This is a genomic window from Pseudomonas sp. Emmai (assembly GCF_055179735.1).
Genome location: NZ_CM143685.1, coordinates 5,321,708 through 5,336,384, shown reverse-complemented (window position 1 = coordinate 5,336,384; position 14,677 = coordinate 5,321,708). Strand labels below are relative to the sequence as shown.

The following is a 14,677-nucleotide window of genomic DNA, read 5'->3' as shown; positions in this document are numbered from 1 at the left end:
CTCTTCTGTCAGTCAATTTGTCCGGAATAAGCGCTGTATCCCCCTCTCAGGCTGGTTACCATCCCTTCATCCTTTTCCTGCATCTTTGAGGTTTCCATGCGCTTTTCCGATCTGCTCGACGCTGTACGCAGCCAGCCGCAGGATCTGTCCATTCCTGCCGAATGGGGCCAGGGTCGCGCCAGTTTTGGTGGCCTGGTTGCGGCGTTGCAGTACGAAGCCATGCGCGCGCAAGTCCCGGCGGATCGTCCGGTGCGCTCGCTGGCGATCACCTTTGTCGGCCCGGTCGAGCCCGATGTGCCGGTGAGTTTTGAAGTGGATGTGTTGCGCGAAGGCAAGGCCGTCAGCCAGGTGCTGGGCCGGGCGATGCAGAAAGGCCAGGTGGTGACCCTGGTCCAGGGCAGTTTTGGCGCCTCGCGTCCTTCCGAAGTGGCCGTGGCGGCCGAGCCTGCTCCCGAGTTCAAACACTGGGACGACTGCCAGGAACTGCCTTACATCAAAGGCGTGACCCCAGAATTCATGAAGCACCTGGCGATGCGCTGGAGCGTTGGCGGGCTGCCGTTCACCGGCAACAAATCCCGAGACATGGGCGGTTGGGTGCGTTTGCGGGGGGATGTGAAGGAAGAAGCGCTGGGCGAGGCGCATATCCTGGCGCTGGTCGACGCCTGGCCACCGGCGCTGTTGCCGCACCTGAACAAACCGGCGATGGGCAGCACGCTGACCTGGACCATCGAATTCGTCCAGCCGTTGCTGGCGCTAAGCACCCTGGACTGGTGCAAGTACCTGGTGGAGATCGAACACGCCGCGGACGGCTACGGTCACGCAGCGGCGAAGCTGTGGAGCGCGGACGGTCAATTGATCGCCATGAGCCGCCAGACCGTGACGATCTTCGCCTGACTCAGCGCCGGTGGCGCTTGCGCCAGGCACGCCACCAGCCGCCGCTGAGGAAAAATCGAGGGAAGGTCAGGAACTGCTCGACCAGCAAGCGCGACATTGCATCTTTGCGATCACTGAACGGCTCGGCGGCTTGCGCCTCCAGGCTGTGACCGTGGCGCTGCAGGCCCAGGCCGGCAATCACGCCGATGACGCCAATCACGACATTCAACAGGTTCAGGCTGAACACCCCGGACACAATCAACAGAAAGCCGATGATGAACAGCGGCACGGCGATCAGGTGCAAGGCCAGATTGGTCGGGTGCTGATGATTGTTGGGGTAGGACTTCCATTGCCAGGCCGGAAGGTTGGGGTGACGTTTGCCCATGATGAAACTCCTCAAATCCATGTTGAACACATGCTTGAAGAATAGGCGTGGCGCGGGTGGGCGGCGAATCGAGGTTGGCTATCGCAGCGATAGCGGCAATGGCGCAAATTGATGTTGACCGGGCGGACGCCTTCGCGGGCAAGCCTCGCTCCTACAGGATTGAGTCGTTCGCAATATTTTTGAACGAACGCGGTCCCGTGTAGGAGCGAGGCTTGCCCGCGAAGGGGCCCTCAAAGCTTGAGCTGCCCGATCGCCTTGCTCAATTCCCCCGCCAACGTCGCCAACTCATTACTGGTGTTCGCCGAATCCACGGTCTGTTGCACGGTGTTCTCGGTCACGTCGCGAATACTCACCACGGATCGATTCATTTCCTCGGCCACATGGCTCTGCTGCTCGGCGGCCACGGCGATCTGCGTATTGCTTTCGCGCATCTGCGCCACCGCACTGGTGATTTGCGCCAACGCTGCGCCGGCTTCCTGCGCCTGTTGCACGCAATCGTCAGCCTTGAACGTGCTCTCCTGCATGAAATCTACCGCGTCCCGGGTCCCGGCCTGCAACGCGGAAACCATCAGGGTGATTTCATCGGTCGAGGCCTGCACACGCTTGGCCAGGTTGCGCACTTCATCGGCGACCACCGCAAAACCACGCCCCATTTCACCGGCCCGCGCCGCTTCAATCGCCGCATTGAGCGCCAGCAGATTGGTTTGCTCGGCGATGCTGTGAATCACACTGACCACGCCGTTGATCTTCTGGCTGTCTTCGGCCAGGCGCTGGATCATCTCGGCGGTCTGCTGCACGCCGCTGGACAACCCGGCAATCGACTTCTGCACCCGACTGACCACTTCCTGGCCACTGCCCGCGAGGGTGTCAGCACTTTGCGACAGGTCGCGGGTGGCGCCTGCATGCTGGGCGATGTGGTAGACCGTGGCGGTCATTTCATTGATCGCCGTGGCCGCCTGGTCGGTTTCGCTTTGCTGGCCGAGCATGCCGTGGCGCACTTCGTTCATGCTCGACGCCAGCCGGGCTGCGCCGACATCCAATTGCCGGGCGGTGTTGGCGACGGTGTTGACCACCCGCTGATAACCGGCCTGCATGGCGTTGAAGGCATTGGCCATTTGCCCGACTTCATCCTTGCCGGCCAGCGGTACACGGGCCGACAGGTCGCCGGTTTTCTCGACGTGCAGCATCACGTCTTTCAACGTGTTGAGTTGGCTGAGCAAGAAGCGGATCAATAACTGCGAAGCACCGAGCATCGCCAGCATCAGGATCGCCACCGCCATCGCATAGTTGAAGAAACGTTCGCTGAACACTTGGCTCAGGCTCGGGCCGTACGCGATTACCGCGACCTGCTGGCCGTCGGCGCGGCTGAAAACTTCGGCGCCCATCAACGGGTTGTCACCGAACAGCGGCATGCGGTTGATCTCGGTCCAACCGTTTTGGGTATCGGTCAGCTCCAGCACCGGTTGATCATTCAAGCGTGGCGCCTGGCCGTGGCTGAAGATCAGCACGTTGTCAGCCTTGGGTAACAGCTGCCCGGCAGGCCAGGCATCGAGCAACCGCGCCTGGGCCTGGGCCGATGCCTGGGAGGCGTGGCTGCGGGCCTGTTGTTCGAGTTGCACGGCGTACAACACCAACAGCAGGGTAGTGACGAAGGCGACCGCGTTGACCGCCCAGAATTTGTATTTCAGCGAGATGTTGCTAAGCCAGGCACCCATAGGAAGGTCTTCTCTGATAGCGGAAACAGCATTGGCAAGGTGCCAGCATTGTGCCGCTATGCAGGTCAGGCGGTTTTGATATGGGTCAAGTTTGAGTGGGGCGCTGGCGCAAGGACGCATCGCGGGCGGACAACATCAATCCGTAGGAGCAAGGCTTGCCCGCGATAGCGTCAACACGGTTTCAATCGATTGAAGGCAGCCCAAAGAATGCCCGCGCACAGGCCGTGGTGTGCGCCGCCAGGTCGTCCTCGCTCTCGCCCCGATGCAACGCCACTTCGCGCAGCACTTCGGTCAAGTACGCCGGCTCGTTGCGCCCATTCTTCGGTTTCGGCCGCAGGCTGCGCGGCAGCAGATAAGGCGCATCGCTTTCCAGCATCAAGCGGCCGCGTTTGATTTCTTTGACCAGCGGATGCAAATGCGTGCCCCGACGCTCGTCGCAGATCCACCCGGTGATGCCGATGTGCAAATCCAGATCGAGGTAACTGAACAGCGCTTTCTTTTCCCCGGTGAAGCAATGCACCACGGCGGCGGGCAACTGATCGCGGTAGTCACGCAGGATTTCCAGCAAGCGCTGACTGGCATCGCGCTCATGCAGGAACACCGGCAATTGCAACTCGACCGCCATGGCCAGGTGTTGTTCGAGGACTTTTTCCTGCTGCGGGCGCGGCGAGAAGTCGCGATTGAAATCCAGCCCGCATTCGCCCACGGCCACCATGTTCGGCTCTTTGAGCAAACTGCGCAGGCTGCGCTCGCTGTCGGCGTTCCAGTCGCTGGCGGCGTGGGGGTGAATGCCGGCCGTGGCGAACAGCCGTTGCGCACTTTCATCCAGTCGCCGGCACAGTTCCAGGGCCTGTTCGCTGCCCTCGACACTGGTGCCGGTGAGCACCAATTGGCAGACCCCGGCGGCATAGGCGCGATCGAGTACAGCCTGGTGTTTATCGTCGAAACTGGGGTTGGTCAGGTTGACGCCGATATCGATGAGTTGCATGGTGCTACCTCGGACCAAAGGCCGGAAAGCATATCAGAGCTGTAGATTTATAAGAAAAGCCAAGAACTACAACGAGTTAAAGCTGTCTGTTGATGCCGCTAGACAGGTCGGGTTGGTGAAACTGCCATCACTGTGCCAGTCTTTCGCACTTTGCCAGCGCTCACGGCGCTCTGTTTCTGTCGTTCGATGCCATGATTTTTCATGATGTCGACCAGTATTCTTTCCGGAGAGTGGATGACACGTCCCTCGGTTTTGCTACTGCTGTGTTGTTCGTTGCTGCTGCCGATGCCGGCGGTCGCGCGTCTGGCCGGACCGCTGCAAGCCGTGCCGTCGACCAAAGTGCGCGACCTGGCGGACATCCGCAGCAGCCGTGTGCTGAAGGTCCTGGTCAACCAGAGCCGCAACAGCTCCGGCGAAGTCCAGGGCCAGGCCATTGGCGTCGAATACCATCGCCTGCGCGCCTTCGAGCAATACCTCAACGGCCATGCGCGCGACGGCCAGGAAATCACCCTCAAGATCATCCCCAAAGCCAAGGATCAACTGCTCGGCGCCTTGCAGCGCGGCGAGGGTGATCTGGTGGCGCCAGGGGAGTTGCTCGATCCGCAATCGGGGCACGCCGTCAGCACCAGTGAACCGATTGCCAGCAACGTGCCGCTGATGCTGGTCGGCATCAAGGGCGAACGCCGCTACACCAAACTCGAACAACTCTCCGGCAAAACCCTGGCGCTGCCGACGGGGAGCGCCGCCGGGGATGCGGTCAGCCAGATCAATCAAAAACTCGCGCTGCACAAATTGGCACCGGTGAAGGTCGAGTGGGTCGACCCCAGCCTGGCGGTCGAAGATGTGCTGGAGATGGTCCAGGGTGGCATTTTCCACCTGACCATCGTCGAGCAACCGATTGCCGAGCGTTGGGGCAAGATCCTGCCCAAGCTGCGTTTCGATCGACAAGTGCTGATCAGCGAGCCCGGCGAGGAATACTGGTTCGTTCGCCGCGATGCTTCAATGCTGCGGGCGAGCATTGATCGGTTCCTGACCACCTACAAAAAGCCGTCGGATGAAGACGTGGCGTTTCTGCGTATCTACCGACGCTTGTACCAAGTGCACTATCCATTGGCCAAGGCTGATCGACAGCGTCTGGAAAAACTGCGTCCGGTGCTGCAGAAGCACGCGGATGCCCAAGGCATGGACTGGTTGAACCTGGCGGCGCTGGCGTTCAAGGAGTCGGCGTTGCAACCCGGGGCCCGCGGTGGCAGTGGCCCCACGGGTTTGATGCAAATCACCCCGTCTGCTGCCCAGCGGGTCGGGGTCAACAATATCCAGGACCTCGATGCCAATGTGCAGGCCGGGGCCAAGTACCTGGCGATGATCCGTCGCAAATTCTTCTCCAGCCCCAAACTCAATGAGCGCGAGCGCATGGCCTTTGTGCTGGCGGCCTACAACATGGGACCGGAACGGGTCCAGGGCATGCGCGCCGAGGCTCGGCGTCGGGGGCTGAACCCGAACCAGTGGTTCTTCCAGGTCGAGCGCATTGCCATGGAGCAGGTGGGGATGGGCGCCGTCAGCTATGTTAATAGCGTGAACAAGTATTACTTGGCGTTCGATCGGGAGCGGGAGTCGTTGGAGCCCCAGGGGCAAAAAGTGGCCTCACGGAAGTGATCGAATAAACTGATTGTTATGGCGGAATATTTGCGCTTTTAACATTTGATTTACTGATTAATATAGCGGCCAACCAACACACACTCAATGGATGACACAGCATGAGCACTCTGATCAACAAGGTTCTGTTTACCCGCGCTGGCTACGGCCTGACTGTTCTGCGGATCTTTGTCGGCATCATCTTCGCGGCCCACGGCTCGCAGAAACTCTTCGGGCTGTTCGGTGGTTACGGCATCGCCGGCACCGCGCAGTACATGGAAAGCATCGGCCTGGCGCCGGGTCACCTGATGGCGATCCTGGCCGGTGGTACCGAGTTCTTCGCTGGCCTGGCGTTGATCATTGGCTTGTTGGTGCGTCCGGCGGCACTGGGGCTGACCTTCCTTTCCCTGGTGGCGATCTTCACCGTGCACCTGCCTAACGGTTTGTTCATGGCCAACAACGGTTATGAGTTCGCCCTGGCCTTGCTCGGTGGCAGCATCGCGGTACTGATTGAAGGCGCCGGCAAGCTTTCGGCGGACCGCGCCATCGCTGGCTGACCGCTCTGGCTCAACGAAAAGGCCCGCATTGTGCGGGCCTTTTTTGTTGCGCGTCATTCTTGACACTGTCCGGTCAGGTTCTCTAGGATGCTGCCCATGCGCCGATTTAAACAGCTACTTGCGGGGCGCCAGGTGACTCATTCAGTTGCCGATAGAAGCCTGGAACAGGCTTCGAAATACCGCTAAAGCGCTGGTTCGGTGTTGCCTCTCACCTGCCATGCAGACTTTTGAGGCAGAGACACGACCCAATGAATGCACTAAGCCCCGTTGTACGCCCCGCGCCGATTACGGCACACCTCACCCAGCGCAATCCAAAAATCCTGCTTGGCGGCAAACATCAGCCGACGCTCCTGCGTTATCTCGATGGCTGGCCACGTCGCACCGGCGGTCCCGCCGCGTTCCTGATCCAGTTTGTCGAAGATGGCGAGTCCCTGGCGCGATTTGCCAACGACAGCTTTGATCTGGCGGTGATTCAGTCGCCGAACCTCGAAGACGCGCCTGAAGTGATCAAGCAGCTGACCCGTGTCGCCCGGCAAGGGCTGATTACTCGACGCTGAGGTCGTATCAGCCCTTGGCGCTCGCCCGGTACTGGTTGGCGTGGAGACAGTTCTGCACGATGCGACTGCGGGTTGACCAGTCGGTATTGATGATGTGGAAGCGCTGGATGTAGCTGTTGCTGTCCTTGGAATGGAACCACTCATCGATCTTGTCGCTGAAATCATCCGGGACAAACAAGCCGGTGTATTTGGCGCACTGGATCGAGCGCAGTCCATACGCTCTTTTCGGCTCGAGGGAAACTTCATCCATGAACTTTTTAAGTTTGTCGGTAGAGACGTAGTTCTCGCCCATCCATTGTTGTTGCACGCCATCCCAGTAATCAGGGTAGCTAGTGTATTTGTTATAAGAAATGACTACGGTCTGGCCGGGAATTTTTTTCCAGATGTCGGCAATGGTCGAATACCTGTAACTCGGTGGAATGAGGCGTTTGCCAATTTTTTCGTTAATCAGCAAATGGAGTTCGTCATGGGCCGCATCGGTGAAGTTGTCGAATTGGTGAAAGTTCAGGATGATCAGTTCTTTCGCTCTGCTCGAAGAACCGTCGTAGAAGTCGTTCAACATATCGAGAATATCAGTGCTGATAAAGCGGTTCAGGTCATGCCAGTGATATAGCTGGAAGCGCTTGGGATCGTTAGCCGCCTTGCCGGGCAGGAATCTCACGCGCAGATCCAGGACCCTGAAGCCCGCCTTGATTTGCTCGGAAGCCGGAACGTCCTGAGTAATTTCCTGAGGGTAGTTCAGGATCGATGCCTTTTTGTCGGCGCCGGAATCGTGAGTCCCCGGCAGAATAAGTTCATCAATGCGTAGTTTGTAAAGGCCGGGGGTATTATCCATCCAGCTGTCCAGGCCTTGGATGTTCTGAGTCATGTTTATTCATCCTTGAATAAGTGCGATTAAAGTAAGTGCGCTCATAGGGCGCGCTATTAATCTCGCTCAGGCGTTGCCTATTGTCAAAGCGCCTGCGAGTTATAACTTTCGCGAAATATTGCGGAGTGAATAAGTTGGGTGCTTTTTATAGTTGGGATTTAGGGGTAGCTAATGTCCACAATATAAACGCATTGTTCGCCCGTCGGTGTCTGCACCCGAACTTCGGCATCCAGTGCCTTGCCGATCAATGCCCGCGCCAGTGGCGAATCAATGCTGATCAGACCCAGTTTCAGGTCCAGCTCATCCGGGCCGACGATGCGATAGCGCGACTCCTTGCCTTCCTCATCTTCAATCGTGACCCAGGCGCCGAAGTACACCTTGTTCGGATCGCTGGGTTTTTCGCTGACGACTTTCAGGGCTTCCAGGCGTTTGGTGAGAAAACGCACACGACTGTCGATTTCACGCAGCATTTTCTTGCCGTAGGTGTACTCGGCGTTTTCCGAGCGATCACCCTGGGCCGCCGCCTCACTGACCGATTGCGTGACCTGTGGTCGGCGCACGTGCCACAACTCGTGGAACTCGGCGCGCATCCGCGCTTCACCTTCGGGGGTGATCAGCGCGGTGCCAGCGGTGCGGGGAGGGCGATAACGGCTCATGGCGACTTCTTGTGGAAATGAGTCACGAGTCTATCAACCCTCGCGCAAGACTGTCAGGGGGCTGGCGTTCAAGGCGCGACGGGTGCCGAACACGCCGGCACCACCGATCAGCACCGCACCAATCAACGGCAGCACCAGCAACCACGGATGCGGATGCCAAGGCAGGTCGAAGGCGTAGCGGTACAGCACCAGGCTGACCAACTCCGAACCCAGCGCCGCCAGCAAGCCGCTGACCGCGCCGAGCAAGCCGAACTCGATGCGCCGGGCCTTGACCAGCAATTGCCGCTCAGCCCCCAATGCGCGCAACAACGCCCCTTGGCGAATGCGTTCATCCAGCGTTGCTTGCAGGCCGGAGAACAGCACCGCCATCCCCGCCGCCAACACGAACAGCAACACGTACTCCACCGCCAGGGTGACCTGGGCGAGGATGCTGCGCAGTTGCTCCAGCAAGGCTTCGACTTGCAGGATGGTCACTGCCGGGAACGCCCGGGACAGGTCGACAATCTGCTGATCGTGACCCGTCGCCAGATAGAAGCTGGTGAGGTAGGTCGCCGGCAGGTCCTTCAAGGTGCCGGGCTGGAAGATCATGAAGAAGTTCGGCTGAAAGTTGTCCCAGTTGATCTCCCGCAGGCTGGTGACTTTCGCTTCGCGATTGACCCCGCCGACGGTGAACACCAGGTGATCGCCCAGCTTGAGCTTCAGGCTCTCGGCGACCTTTCCTTCGACCGATACCCCGGGAATCTCATCCGGGGTTTGTTCGGTCCACCAGTTGCCCGAGGTGAGCTTGTTGCCCGCCGGCAAATCCGCCGCCCAGGTCAGGCTCAGGTCACGCTGGATCGCCCGGTCGCCGGCCGAATCCTTGCTGACGATGTCTTGCACCGCTTCGCCATTGATACTGATCAGCCGACCGGGCACCACCGGGTACAACGGTGCCGATTGCGCCGACAGTTCGATCAGGCGATCGGTGAACGCTTGCTTGTCCGCCGGCAGAATGTTCAGGGCGAAATAATTCGGCGCGTTTTTCGGTAGCTGGTTTTGCCAGGTATCGAGCAACTCGCCACGCAGCAATGCGATCAATGCCATCGACAGCAGAATCAAACCGAAGGCCAGGGATTGGCCAGCCGCCGCCAATGGGTGACGTAGCAATTGACCCAGGCCCAGACGCCACGGCAACGAGGCTCGGGCCAACATCCGGCGCAGGCTTTTGAGCAGTAACAGTAGCAAGCCGCCCAGCACCACGGCCGCAATCACGCCACCGCCCAATAAGGCAAACGTCAGGACCAGGTCCAGGCTCAGGCGCCACATGATTAACCCGAGTGCGCCCAACGCCGCGCCATAGACCATCCAGGTGCTGGACGGGATCGGTAGCATGTCCCGACGCAATACGCGCAAGGGCGGCACCCGACCGAGGGCCGCCAGCGGGGGCAGGGCAAAACCGGCCAGTGCGACCAATCCAGTACCGATGCCAGCAACAGCCGGCAGCAAGCCACCCGGCGGAACATCGGTGGGCAATAAATCGTGCAGCAGTGCAAACAGCCCGAGCTGCGCCAGCCAGCCGAGCAGGGCACCGCTGAGGCTGGCAAGCAGGCCGAGTACTGTCAGCTGCAAACTGAACAGCACCATGGTTTCCCGGCGCGACAGACCCAGACATCGCAGCAGGGCGCTGGCATCGAAGCGGCGCGTGGCGAAGCGCGTTGCCGACAGCGCCACCGCCACACCCGAGAGTAAAACGGCGACCAGACTGGCCATGTTCAAGTAGCGCTCGGCCTTGCCCAGCGCACCACCAATCTGTCGGTTGCCGTCCCGGGCATCCTGGATGCGCTGGTTGGCGGCCAGCCCCGGTTTGATCAACTGACGATAGGTTTCCAGCGCTTCAGCCTTGCCGCGCCAGAGTTCGCGGTAGCTGACCCGGCTGCCGGGTTGCACCACACCGGTTGCCGTGAGGTCGCTGAGGTTGATCAATACACGCGGGGTCAGGCTGTAGAAATTACCGGCACGATCCGGCTCATAGGTCAGCACCCGCGACAGCTTCAGGGTTTTCATGCCGACGTCGATGCTGTCGCCGATCTTCAGGTCCAGCGCCGTCAGCAGGCGCGCTTCGACCCAGGCTTCGCCGGATTTCGGTCCGCCGCCGGATTCTTCCGCAGCGAAGGGCGCCGGGGCGCTTTTCAGTTCGCCGCGCAAGGGATAAACATCGTCGGCAGCTTTGATGCTCGACAGTTGAATGCCGTTATCCGTGGCGATAACACTGGAAAATTCCACCACCTGGGCATGTTCCAGGCCCAGCTCGGTGCCACTCCTGATCTGTTCGGGCCGCGCCGGCGAACTGCCTTCGAGCAACAGGTCGGCGCCGAGAAACTCGGTGGCGCGCAGCATCATGGCGCCGTTGAGGCGGGCGCCAAAATAGCCGATGGCGGTACTCGCCGCCACGGCCACCAGCAAGGCGAAGAACAACACCCGCAGCTCACCGGCGCGGGCGTCGCGCAGCAATTGGCGGATGGCGAGGCTGAACAGGCGCAATAGCGGCAAGCGTGCCATCAAGGCTCCAGAGGGGCGACCAGCAGGCCGGCTTCAAGGCGGATCAGGCGCCGGCAACGATGTGCCAGGCGTTCGTCGTGAGTCACCAGCACCAGGGTCGTGCCGCGTTCCTGGTTCAATTCGAACAGCAAATCGCTGATGCGCTCGCCGGTGTGGCTGTCGAGGTTACCCGTGGGTTCATCGGCGAACAGCACGTCGGGTTCGGCGGCGAACGCCCGGGCAATCGCCACGCGCTGCTGCTCGCCACCGGAGAGCTGGCGTGGCGAATGGGTCAGGCGCTGGCCCAGGCCCACCCGTTGCAGCAACTCGGTGGCGCGCTCCCGGGCGTCTTTGCGGCCGTCGAGTTCCAGCGGCAGCATGACGTTTTCCAGGGCGTTGAGGCTGTCGAGCAATTGGAACGACTGGAAGACAAAGCCCACGTGCTCGGCGCGGATGCGCGCCCGTTGGTCTTCGTCGAGATTGCTCAGGGCCTGCCCGGCGAGGGTGACTTCGCCACTGCTCGGCAGGTCGAGACCGGCGAGCAAACCGAGGAGGGTGGATTTGCCCGAACCGGAGGCGCCGACGATGGCCAGACTGTCGCCCTTGTTCAGTTCCAGGCTGAGTTCGTGCAGGATAGTCAGTTCACCTTCCGCGCTGGGAACCACTTTGCTGAGGTTCGTCGCGGTGAGAATGCTTGCGCCCATGGAGAATCCGATGCGTGTTTGGTTTTTGAGTGCTGGCCTGGCCTTGATGTGCATGGCCCAGAACGCAGCGGCGGGTACAGTCCTGATCGTTGGCGATAGTATCAGCGCCGGTTTCGGACTGGATACCCGCTTGGGGTGGGTGTCGCTGCTTGAGCAACGGCTCAAGCGCGAAGGTTTCGACGATAAAGTGATCAATGCCTCCATCAGCGGCGACACCAGTGCCGGAGGCCAGGCACGCCTGCCAGCGCTGCTTGCAGAGCATAAACCGGAGCTGGTGATCCTCGAATTGGGAGGCAACGACGGCTTGCGCGGAATGCTGCCAACGCAATTGCAACAAAACCTTGCGGCGATGATCGACAGCTCCCGGGCCAGTGGTGCGAAGGTCTTGTTGCTGGGCATGCAACTGCCGCCCAACTACGGCGCCCGCTACACCGAGGCATTTGCGAAGGTCTATGGCACGCTGGCCGAGGAGAAAAAAATCCCGCTGGTACCGTTTTTCCTCGACGGGATCGGCGGTCATCCAGACCTGATGCAAGCCGACGGCCTGCACCCGGCAGCGGCGGCTCAGGACAAGTTGCTGGAAAATGTCTGGCCGACGCTGAAACCGCTCCTTTGACGCTTTTCTAGTGGCGGTGTTTCGGCTAAGGTGGCGCCCCCGATTTGGAGCCCCCGATGCCGCGTCCCGCCTGGTCCCTTTTTGCTTACCAACTGATCGAGCCTGACGAGCAGCTGGATCTGTTCGCCTGCCAGGAAGTGCGGGTGCATCTGGTGACCCGTCAGCTGGAGCTCGGCGGCTCTGCGGACCGGACCTTGTGCGGCAGCCTGCTGCCGGCGCAGCCGCGTTGGTCGAGTGTGGATCGCCGGGTGTTCCAGGACCAGCGCTTGTGCTCGTTGTGCCGGGCGATCCTGGAATCGCAAAAACGCGGCACCTCGCCGATCTGGCCTGAGTTGCGTTTCGAGCTTTAGGCCAGTGCGACAGCCCTTGTGACGAGGGGGCTTGCCCCCGTTGCGCTGCGAAGCAGTGCCAAATCCTGCCGCCGGGCTTCAACTGACACACCGCGTGTGATGAATTTACGACTGCTTCGCAGCCGAACGGGGGCAAGCCCCCTCGCCACAAAAGCTTTCCAACCACACACCCCTGTACATGAAAAAAACGTCATGTATCGCCTGCCACGTTCTCGACCTCCCCGAATTTACGGGTGTCGGTGTACAATCGCGTTCTTATACCCTTGTCGACCCTGCGAAGGATTTTCCGGATGTTGCCGCGCTTTCCTGCCGTCACCCGCTGCCTGACCCTTGCTGCCCTCTGTGCAGCCGGTCCGGTTTCAGCACTAGAGCTGCCTCTACCGCCACCTGGTGAAGACATCATCGGTCAGGTGCAAGTGATCAAGGCCAAGTACGAAGACACCTTCGCCGACCTTGGTACAACCTACGATCTGGGCTATACGGAAATGGTTGCGGCCAACCCGGGCGTCGACGCCTGGCTGCCGGGCGCCGGGACTGAAATCGTGTTGCCGACCCGCTTCATCCTGCCACCGGGTCCGCGCGAAGGGATCGTCATCAACCTGGCTGAATACCGCCTCTACTACTACCCCAAAGGCCGGAACGTGGTGTACACCTTCCCGCTGGGGATCGGTCGTGAGGGTTGGGGATCGCCAATCGCCCACACCACCATCACGGCGAAAACGCCGAACCCGACCTGGACCCCTCCAGCGTCGATCAAGGCCGAGCATGCTGCTGACGGTGATCCGTTGCCGAATGTGGTGCCGGCCGGCCCGGACAACCCGCTGGGGCCGTTCAAGTTCAGCCTGGGCACCCCGGGCTACCTGATCCACGGTTCGAACAAAAAATTCGGTATCGGCATGCGCACCAGCCATGGCTGCTTCCGCATGTTCAACAACAACGTGCTCGAAATGGCGGGTATGGTGCCGGTCGGTACGTCGGTGCGCATCATCAATGACCCGTACAAATTCGGCATGAGTGGCGGCAAGGTCTACCTCGAAGCGCACACGCCGCTCGACGACAACGGCAACCCGTCGGTGGTCGACAAGCACACCGCGGTGATCAACGCGATGCTCAAGCGTGAAGACATCACCAACAACCTGCGCATGAACTGGGATGTGGTGCGTGACGTGGTGGCGGCCGAAGATGGCCTGCCAGTAGAGATCGCCGTACCGAACACCTCCGCACCGATGGTGTCGAGCGTGCCGGTCGATCTGCAGCAGTAAGCACTCCAAAAGAACCCGCCGACGTTGGCCGTCGGCGGGTTCTTTTATGGCCGGGACTAAACGGCGGACATAAAAAAAGCCGACCCATAAATGGATCGGCTTGATAACAATCCCGAAGGACTATTACTTGCGGCTAGCTTTGTCCAGCATGCGCAGAGCACGCTCGTTAGCTTCGTCAGCAGTCTGTTGTGCTTTTTGAGCAGCAGCCAGAGCTTCATCAGCTTTACGGTAAGCTTCGTCTGCACGAGCCTGGGAGCGAGCAGCTGCGTCTTCAGTAGCGGTCAGACGTGCTTCGGTTTCTTTCGATACGCTGCTGCAACCGGTAGCCAGAACTGCGGCCAGAGCCAGAGCAGAGAATTTCAGAACGTTGTTCATCGTGTTCCCCTTCAAGGACTTTCTATTAAGTGGCTGTCTCCTCAGAGTGAGGAAATAGCCGGCGTACATACTACCCATTACTTGTCGTAAGTAAACTGACGTAAAGCAAGAAGCAAAAAAAATTGTAGGCGTTGATTCTTTTTCGAGCAACTTTTAACTGCGCTGTTTAAAAAATACCCAGCTGCGAGGCCCGAGCTGAGCGAGCCCCATGGGAAAAGTTCCCTATTGCGAAGGCTGTATTTCCGGTATTTGTTAAAGTCTGTCTAGATGGTTTCGTCTACACTTTTGTTCGGATTTTGAGCAGCGGCTCTCATATCTTTCTGCATGTAGAGGTGACTTTAACCAAGGGCGCTCGTCTTAAGTCTCAACATCCGGCAATGTTCAGGCTTTCGACCCGGGAAGATCTTCGGTCGGGCCGTCCCTGCGTCACCCATGAGCAACACCCGTCGCCGCCTAAGCATGATGACGAGCGCACCTTGAGCATTTTCGCCAATGGTGCCTACTATTTGATACGTGCCAGGTTGCGCGAGATCGGTGTCGCTCTTCTCGGTGTCCATTCAGGCACAGGGTGGCGTAGATGTTCCTTCGCCGGAAAAACATCGGTAAGGTAGGGGTCAGA

General features: G+C 59.9%; 15 protein-coding genes. 7 read left to right on the top strand and 8 right to left on the bottom strand.

Going from position 1 to position 14,677, the window contains the following annotated elements:
- Nucleotides 1-96: 96 nt before the first annotated feature.
- Complete coding sequence (locus tag ACY4LX_RS24485; protein ID WP_149660101.1) at nt 97-894, top strand: acyl-CoA thioesterase; 798 nt, start codon at nt 97-99, stop codon at nt 892-894.
- Between the two features lies 1 nt (nt 895).
- On the opposite strand, the gene ACY4LX_RS24480 is transcribed toward ACY4LX_RS24485, so the two are convergent.
- The 3 genes from ACY4LX_RS24480 to ACY4LX_RS24470 all read right to left on the bottom strand — a co-directional run bounded on the left by ACY4LX_RS24480 (nt 896) and on the right by ACY4LX_RS24470 (nt 3,961).
- On the bottom strand, nt 896-1,258 hold the full coding sequence (locus tag ACY4LX_RS24480) for an Mpo1-like protein (protein WP_463258098.1): 363 nt from the start codon (nt 1,256-1,258) through the stop codon (nt 896-898).
- Nucleotides 1,259-1,488: 230 nt separating this feature from the next.
- A complete protein-coding gene (locus ACY4LX_RS24475; protein WP_463258097.1) occupies nt 1,489-2,973 on the bottom strand; it encodes a methyl-accepting chemotaxis protein in 1,485 nt (494 codons plus the stop codon).
- A gap of 181 nt (nt 2,974-3,154) precedes the next feature.
- Complete coding sequence (locus ACY4LX_RS24470) at nt 3,155-3,961, bottom strand: TatD family hydrolase (protein ID WP_463258096.1); 807 nt, start codon at nt 3,959-3,961, stop codon at nt 3,155-3,157.
- 234 nt (nt 3,962-4,195) lie between these two features.
- Between ACY4LX_RS24470 and ACY4LX_RS24465 the strand changes: the two genes are divergently transcribed.
- The 3 genes from ACY4LX_RS24465 to ACY4LX_RS24455 all read left to right on the top strand — a co-directional run bounded on the left by ACY4LX_RS24465 (nt 4,196) and on the right by ACY4LX_RS24455 (nt 6,710).
- Nucleotides 4,196-5,617 (top strand): MltF family protein, encoded by a 1,422-nt coding sequence (locus ACY4LX_RS24465; RefSeq protein WP_149660105.1) that lies wholly within the window; start codon nt 4,196-4,198, stop codon nt 5,615-5,617.
- 101 nt (nt 5,618-5,718) lie between these two features.
- Nucleotides 5,719-6,153, top strand: coding sequence for a DoxX family protein (locus tag ACY4LX_RS24460; RefSeq protein WP_463258095.1), 435 nt, complete (start codon nt 5,719-5,721; stop codon nt 6,151-6,153).
- Between the two features lie 248 nt (nt 6,154-6,401).
- Nucleotides 6,402-6,710 (top strand): class I SAM-dependent methyltransferase, encoded by a 309-nt coding sequence (locus tag ACY4LX_RS24455; RefSeq protein ID WP_149660107.1) that lies wholly within the window; start codon nt 6,402-6,404, stop codon nt 6,708-6,710.
- 7 nt (nt 6,711-6,717) lie between these two features.
- Here the strand turns inward: ACY4LX_RS24455 and ACY4LX_RS24450 are convergent, their stop codons facing one another.
- From ACY4LX_RS24450 to ACY4LX_RS24435, 4 genes are all read right to left on the bottom strand, one after another.
- Nucleotides 6,718-7,578 (bottom strand): hypothetical protein, encoded by an 861-nt coding sequence (locus ACY4LX_RS24450; RefSeq protein ID WP_463258094.1) that lies wholly within the window; start codon nt 7,576-7,578, stop codon nt 6,718-6,720.
- A gap of 158 nt (nt 7,579-7,736) precedes the next feature.
- Nucleotides 7,737-8,234 (bottom strand): transcription elongation factor GreB, encoded by a 498-nt coding sequence (greB, locus tag ACY4LX_RS24445; RefSeq protein ID WP_463258093.1) that lies wholly within the window; start codon nt 8,232-8,234, stop codon nt 7,737-7,739.
- A 33-nt stretch (nt 8,235-8,267) separates the two neighbouring features.
- Nucleotides 8,268-10,772 carry an ABC transporter permease gene (locus ACY4LX_RS24440; RefSeq protein ID WP_463258092.1) on the bottom strand — a complete coding sequence of 835 codons (2,505 nt, stop codon included), beginning with the start codon at nt 10,770-10,772 and terminating at the stop codon, nt 8,268-8,270.
- Nucleotides 10,772-11,455 carry an ABC transporter ATP-binding protein gene (locus ACY4LX_RS24435; protein ID WP_133838269.1) on the bottom strand — a complete coding sequence of 228 codons (684 nt, stop codon included), beginning with the start codon at nt 11,453-11,455 and terminating at the stop codon, nt 10,772-10,774. Before ACY4LX_RS24435 ends, ACY4LX_RS24440 begins: the two co-directional genes overlap by 1 nt.
- Before the next feature lie 10 nt (nt 11,456-11,465).
- Here ACY4LX_RS24435 and ACY4LX_RS24430 point away from each other — a divergent pair, with 10 nt between their 5' ends.
- From ACY4LX_RS24430 to ACY4LX_RS24420, 3 genes are all read left to right on the top strand, one after another.
- Nucleotides 11,466-12,071 carry an arylesterase gene (locus ACY4LX_RS24430; RefSeq protein ID WP_169373730.1) on the top strand — a complete coding sequence of 202 codons (606 nt, stop codon included), beginning with the start codon at nt 11,466-11,468 and terminating at the stop codon, nt 12,069-12,071.
- A 56-nt stretch (nt 12,072-12,127) separates the two neighbouring features.
- Nucleotides 12,128-12,421, top strand: coding sequence for a hypothetical protein (locus ACY4LX_RS24425; protein WP_003226812.1), 294 nt, complete (start codon nt 12,128-12,130; stop codon nt 12,419-12,421).
- A 290-nt stretch (nt 12,422-12,711) separates the two neighbouring features.
- Nucleotides 12,712-13,683 carry a L,D-transpeptidase family protein gene (locus tag ACY4LX_RS24420; RefSeq protein WP_463258091.1) on the top strand — a complete coding sequence of 324 codons (972 nt, stop codon included), beginning with the start codon at nt 12,712-12,714 and terminating at the stop codon, nt 13,681-13,683.
- Between the two features lie 123 nt (nt 13,684-13,806).
- Here ACY4LX_RS24420 and oprI read toward each other — a convergent pair whose 3' ends face one another.
- On the bottom strand, nt 13,807-14,058 hold the full coding sequence (gene oprI, locus ACY4LX_RS24415) for an outer membrane lipoprotei OprI (RefSeq protein WP_002553018.1): 252 nt from the start codon (nt 14,056-14,058) through the stop codon (nt 13,807-13,809).
- Between the last annotated feature and the right edge of the window lie 619 nt (nt 14,059-14,677).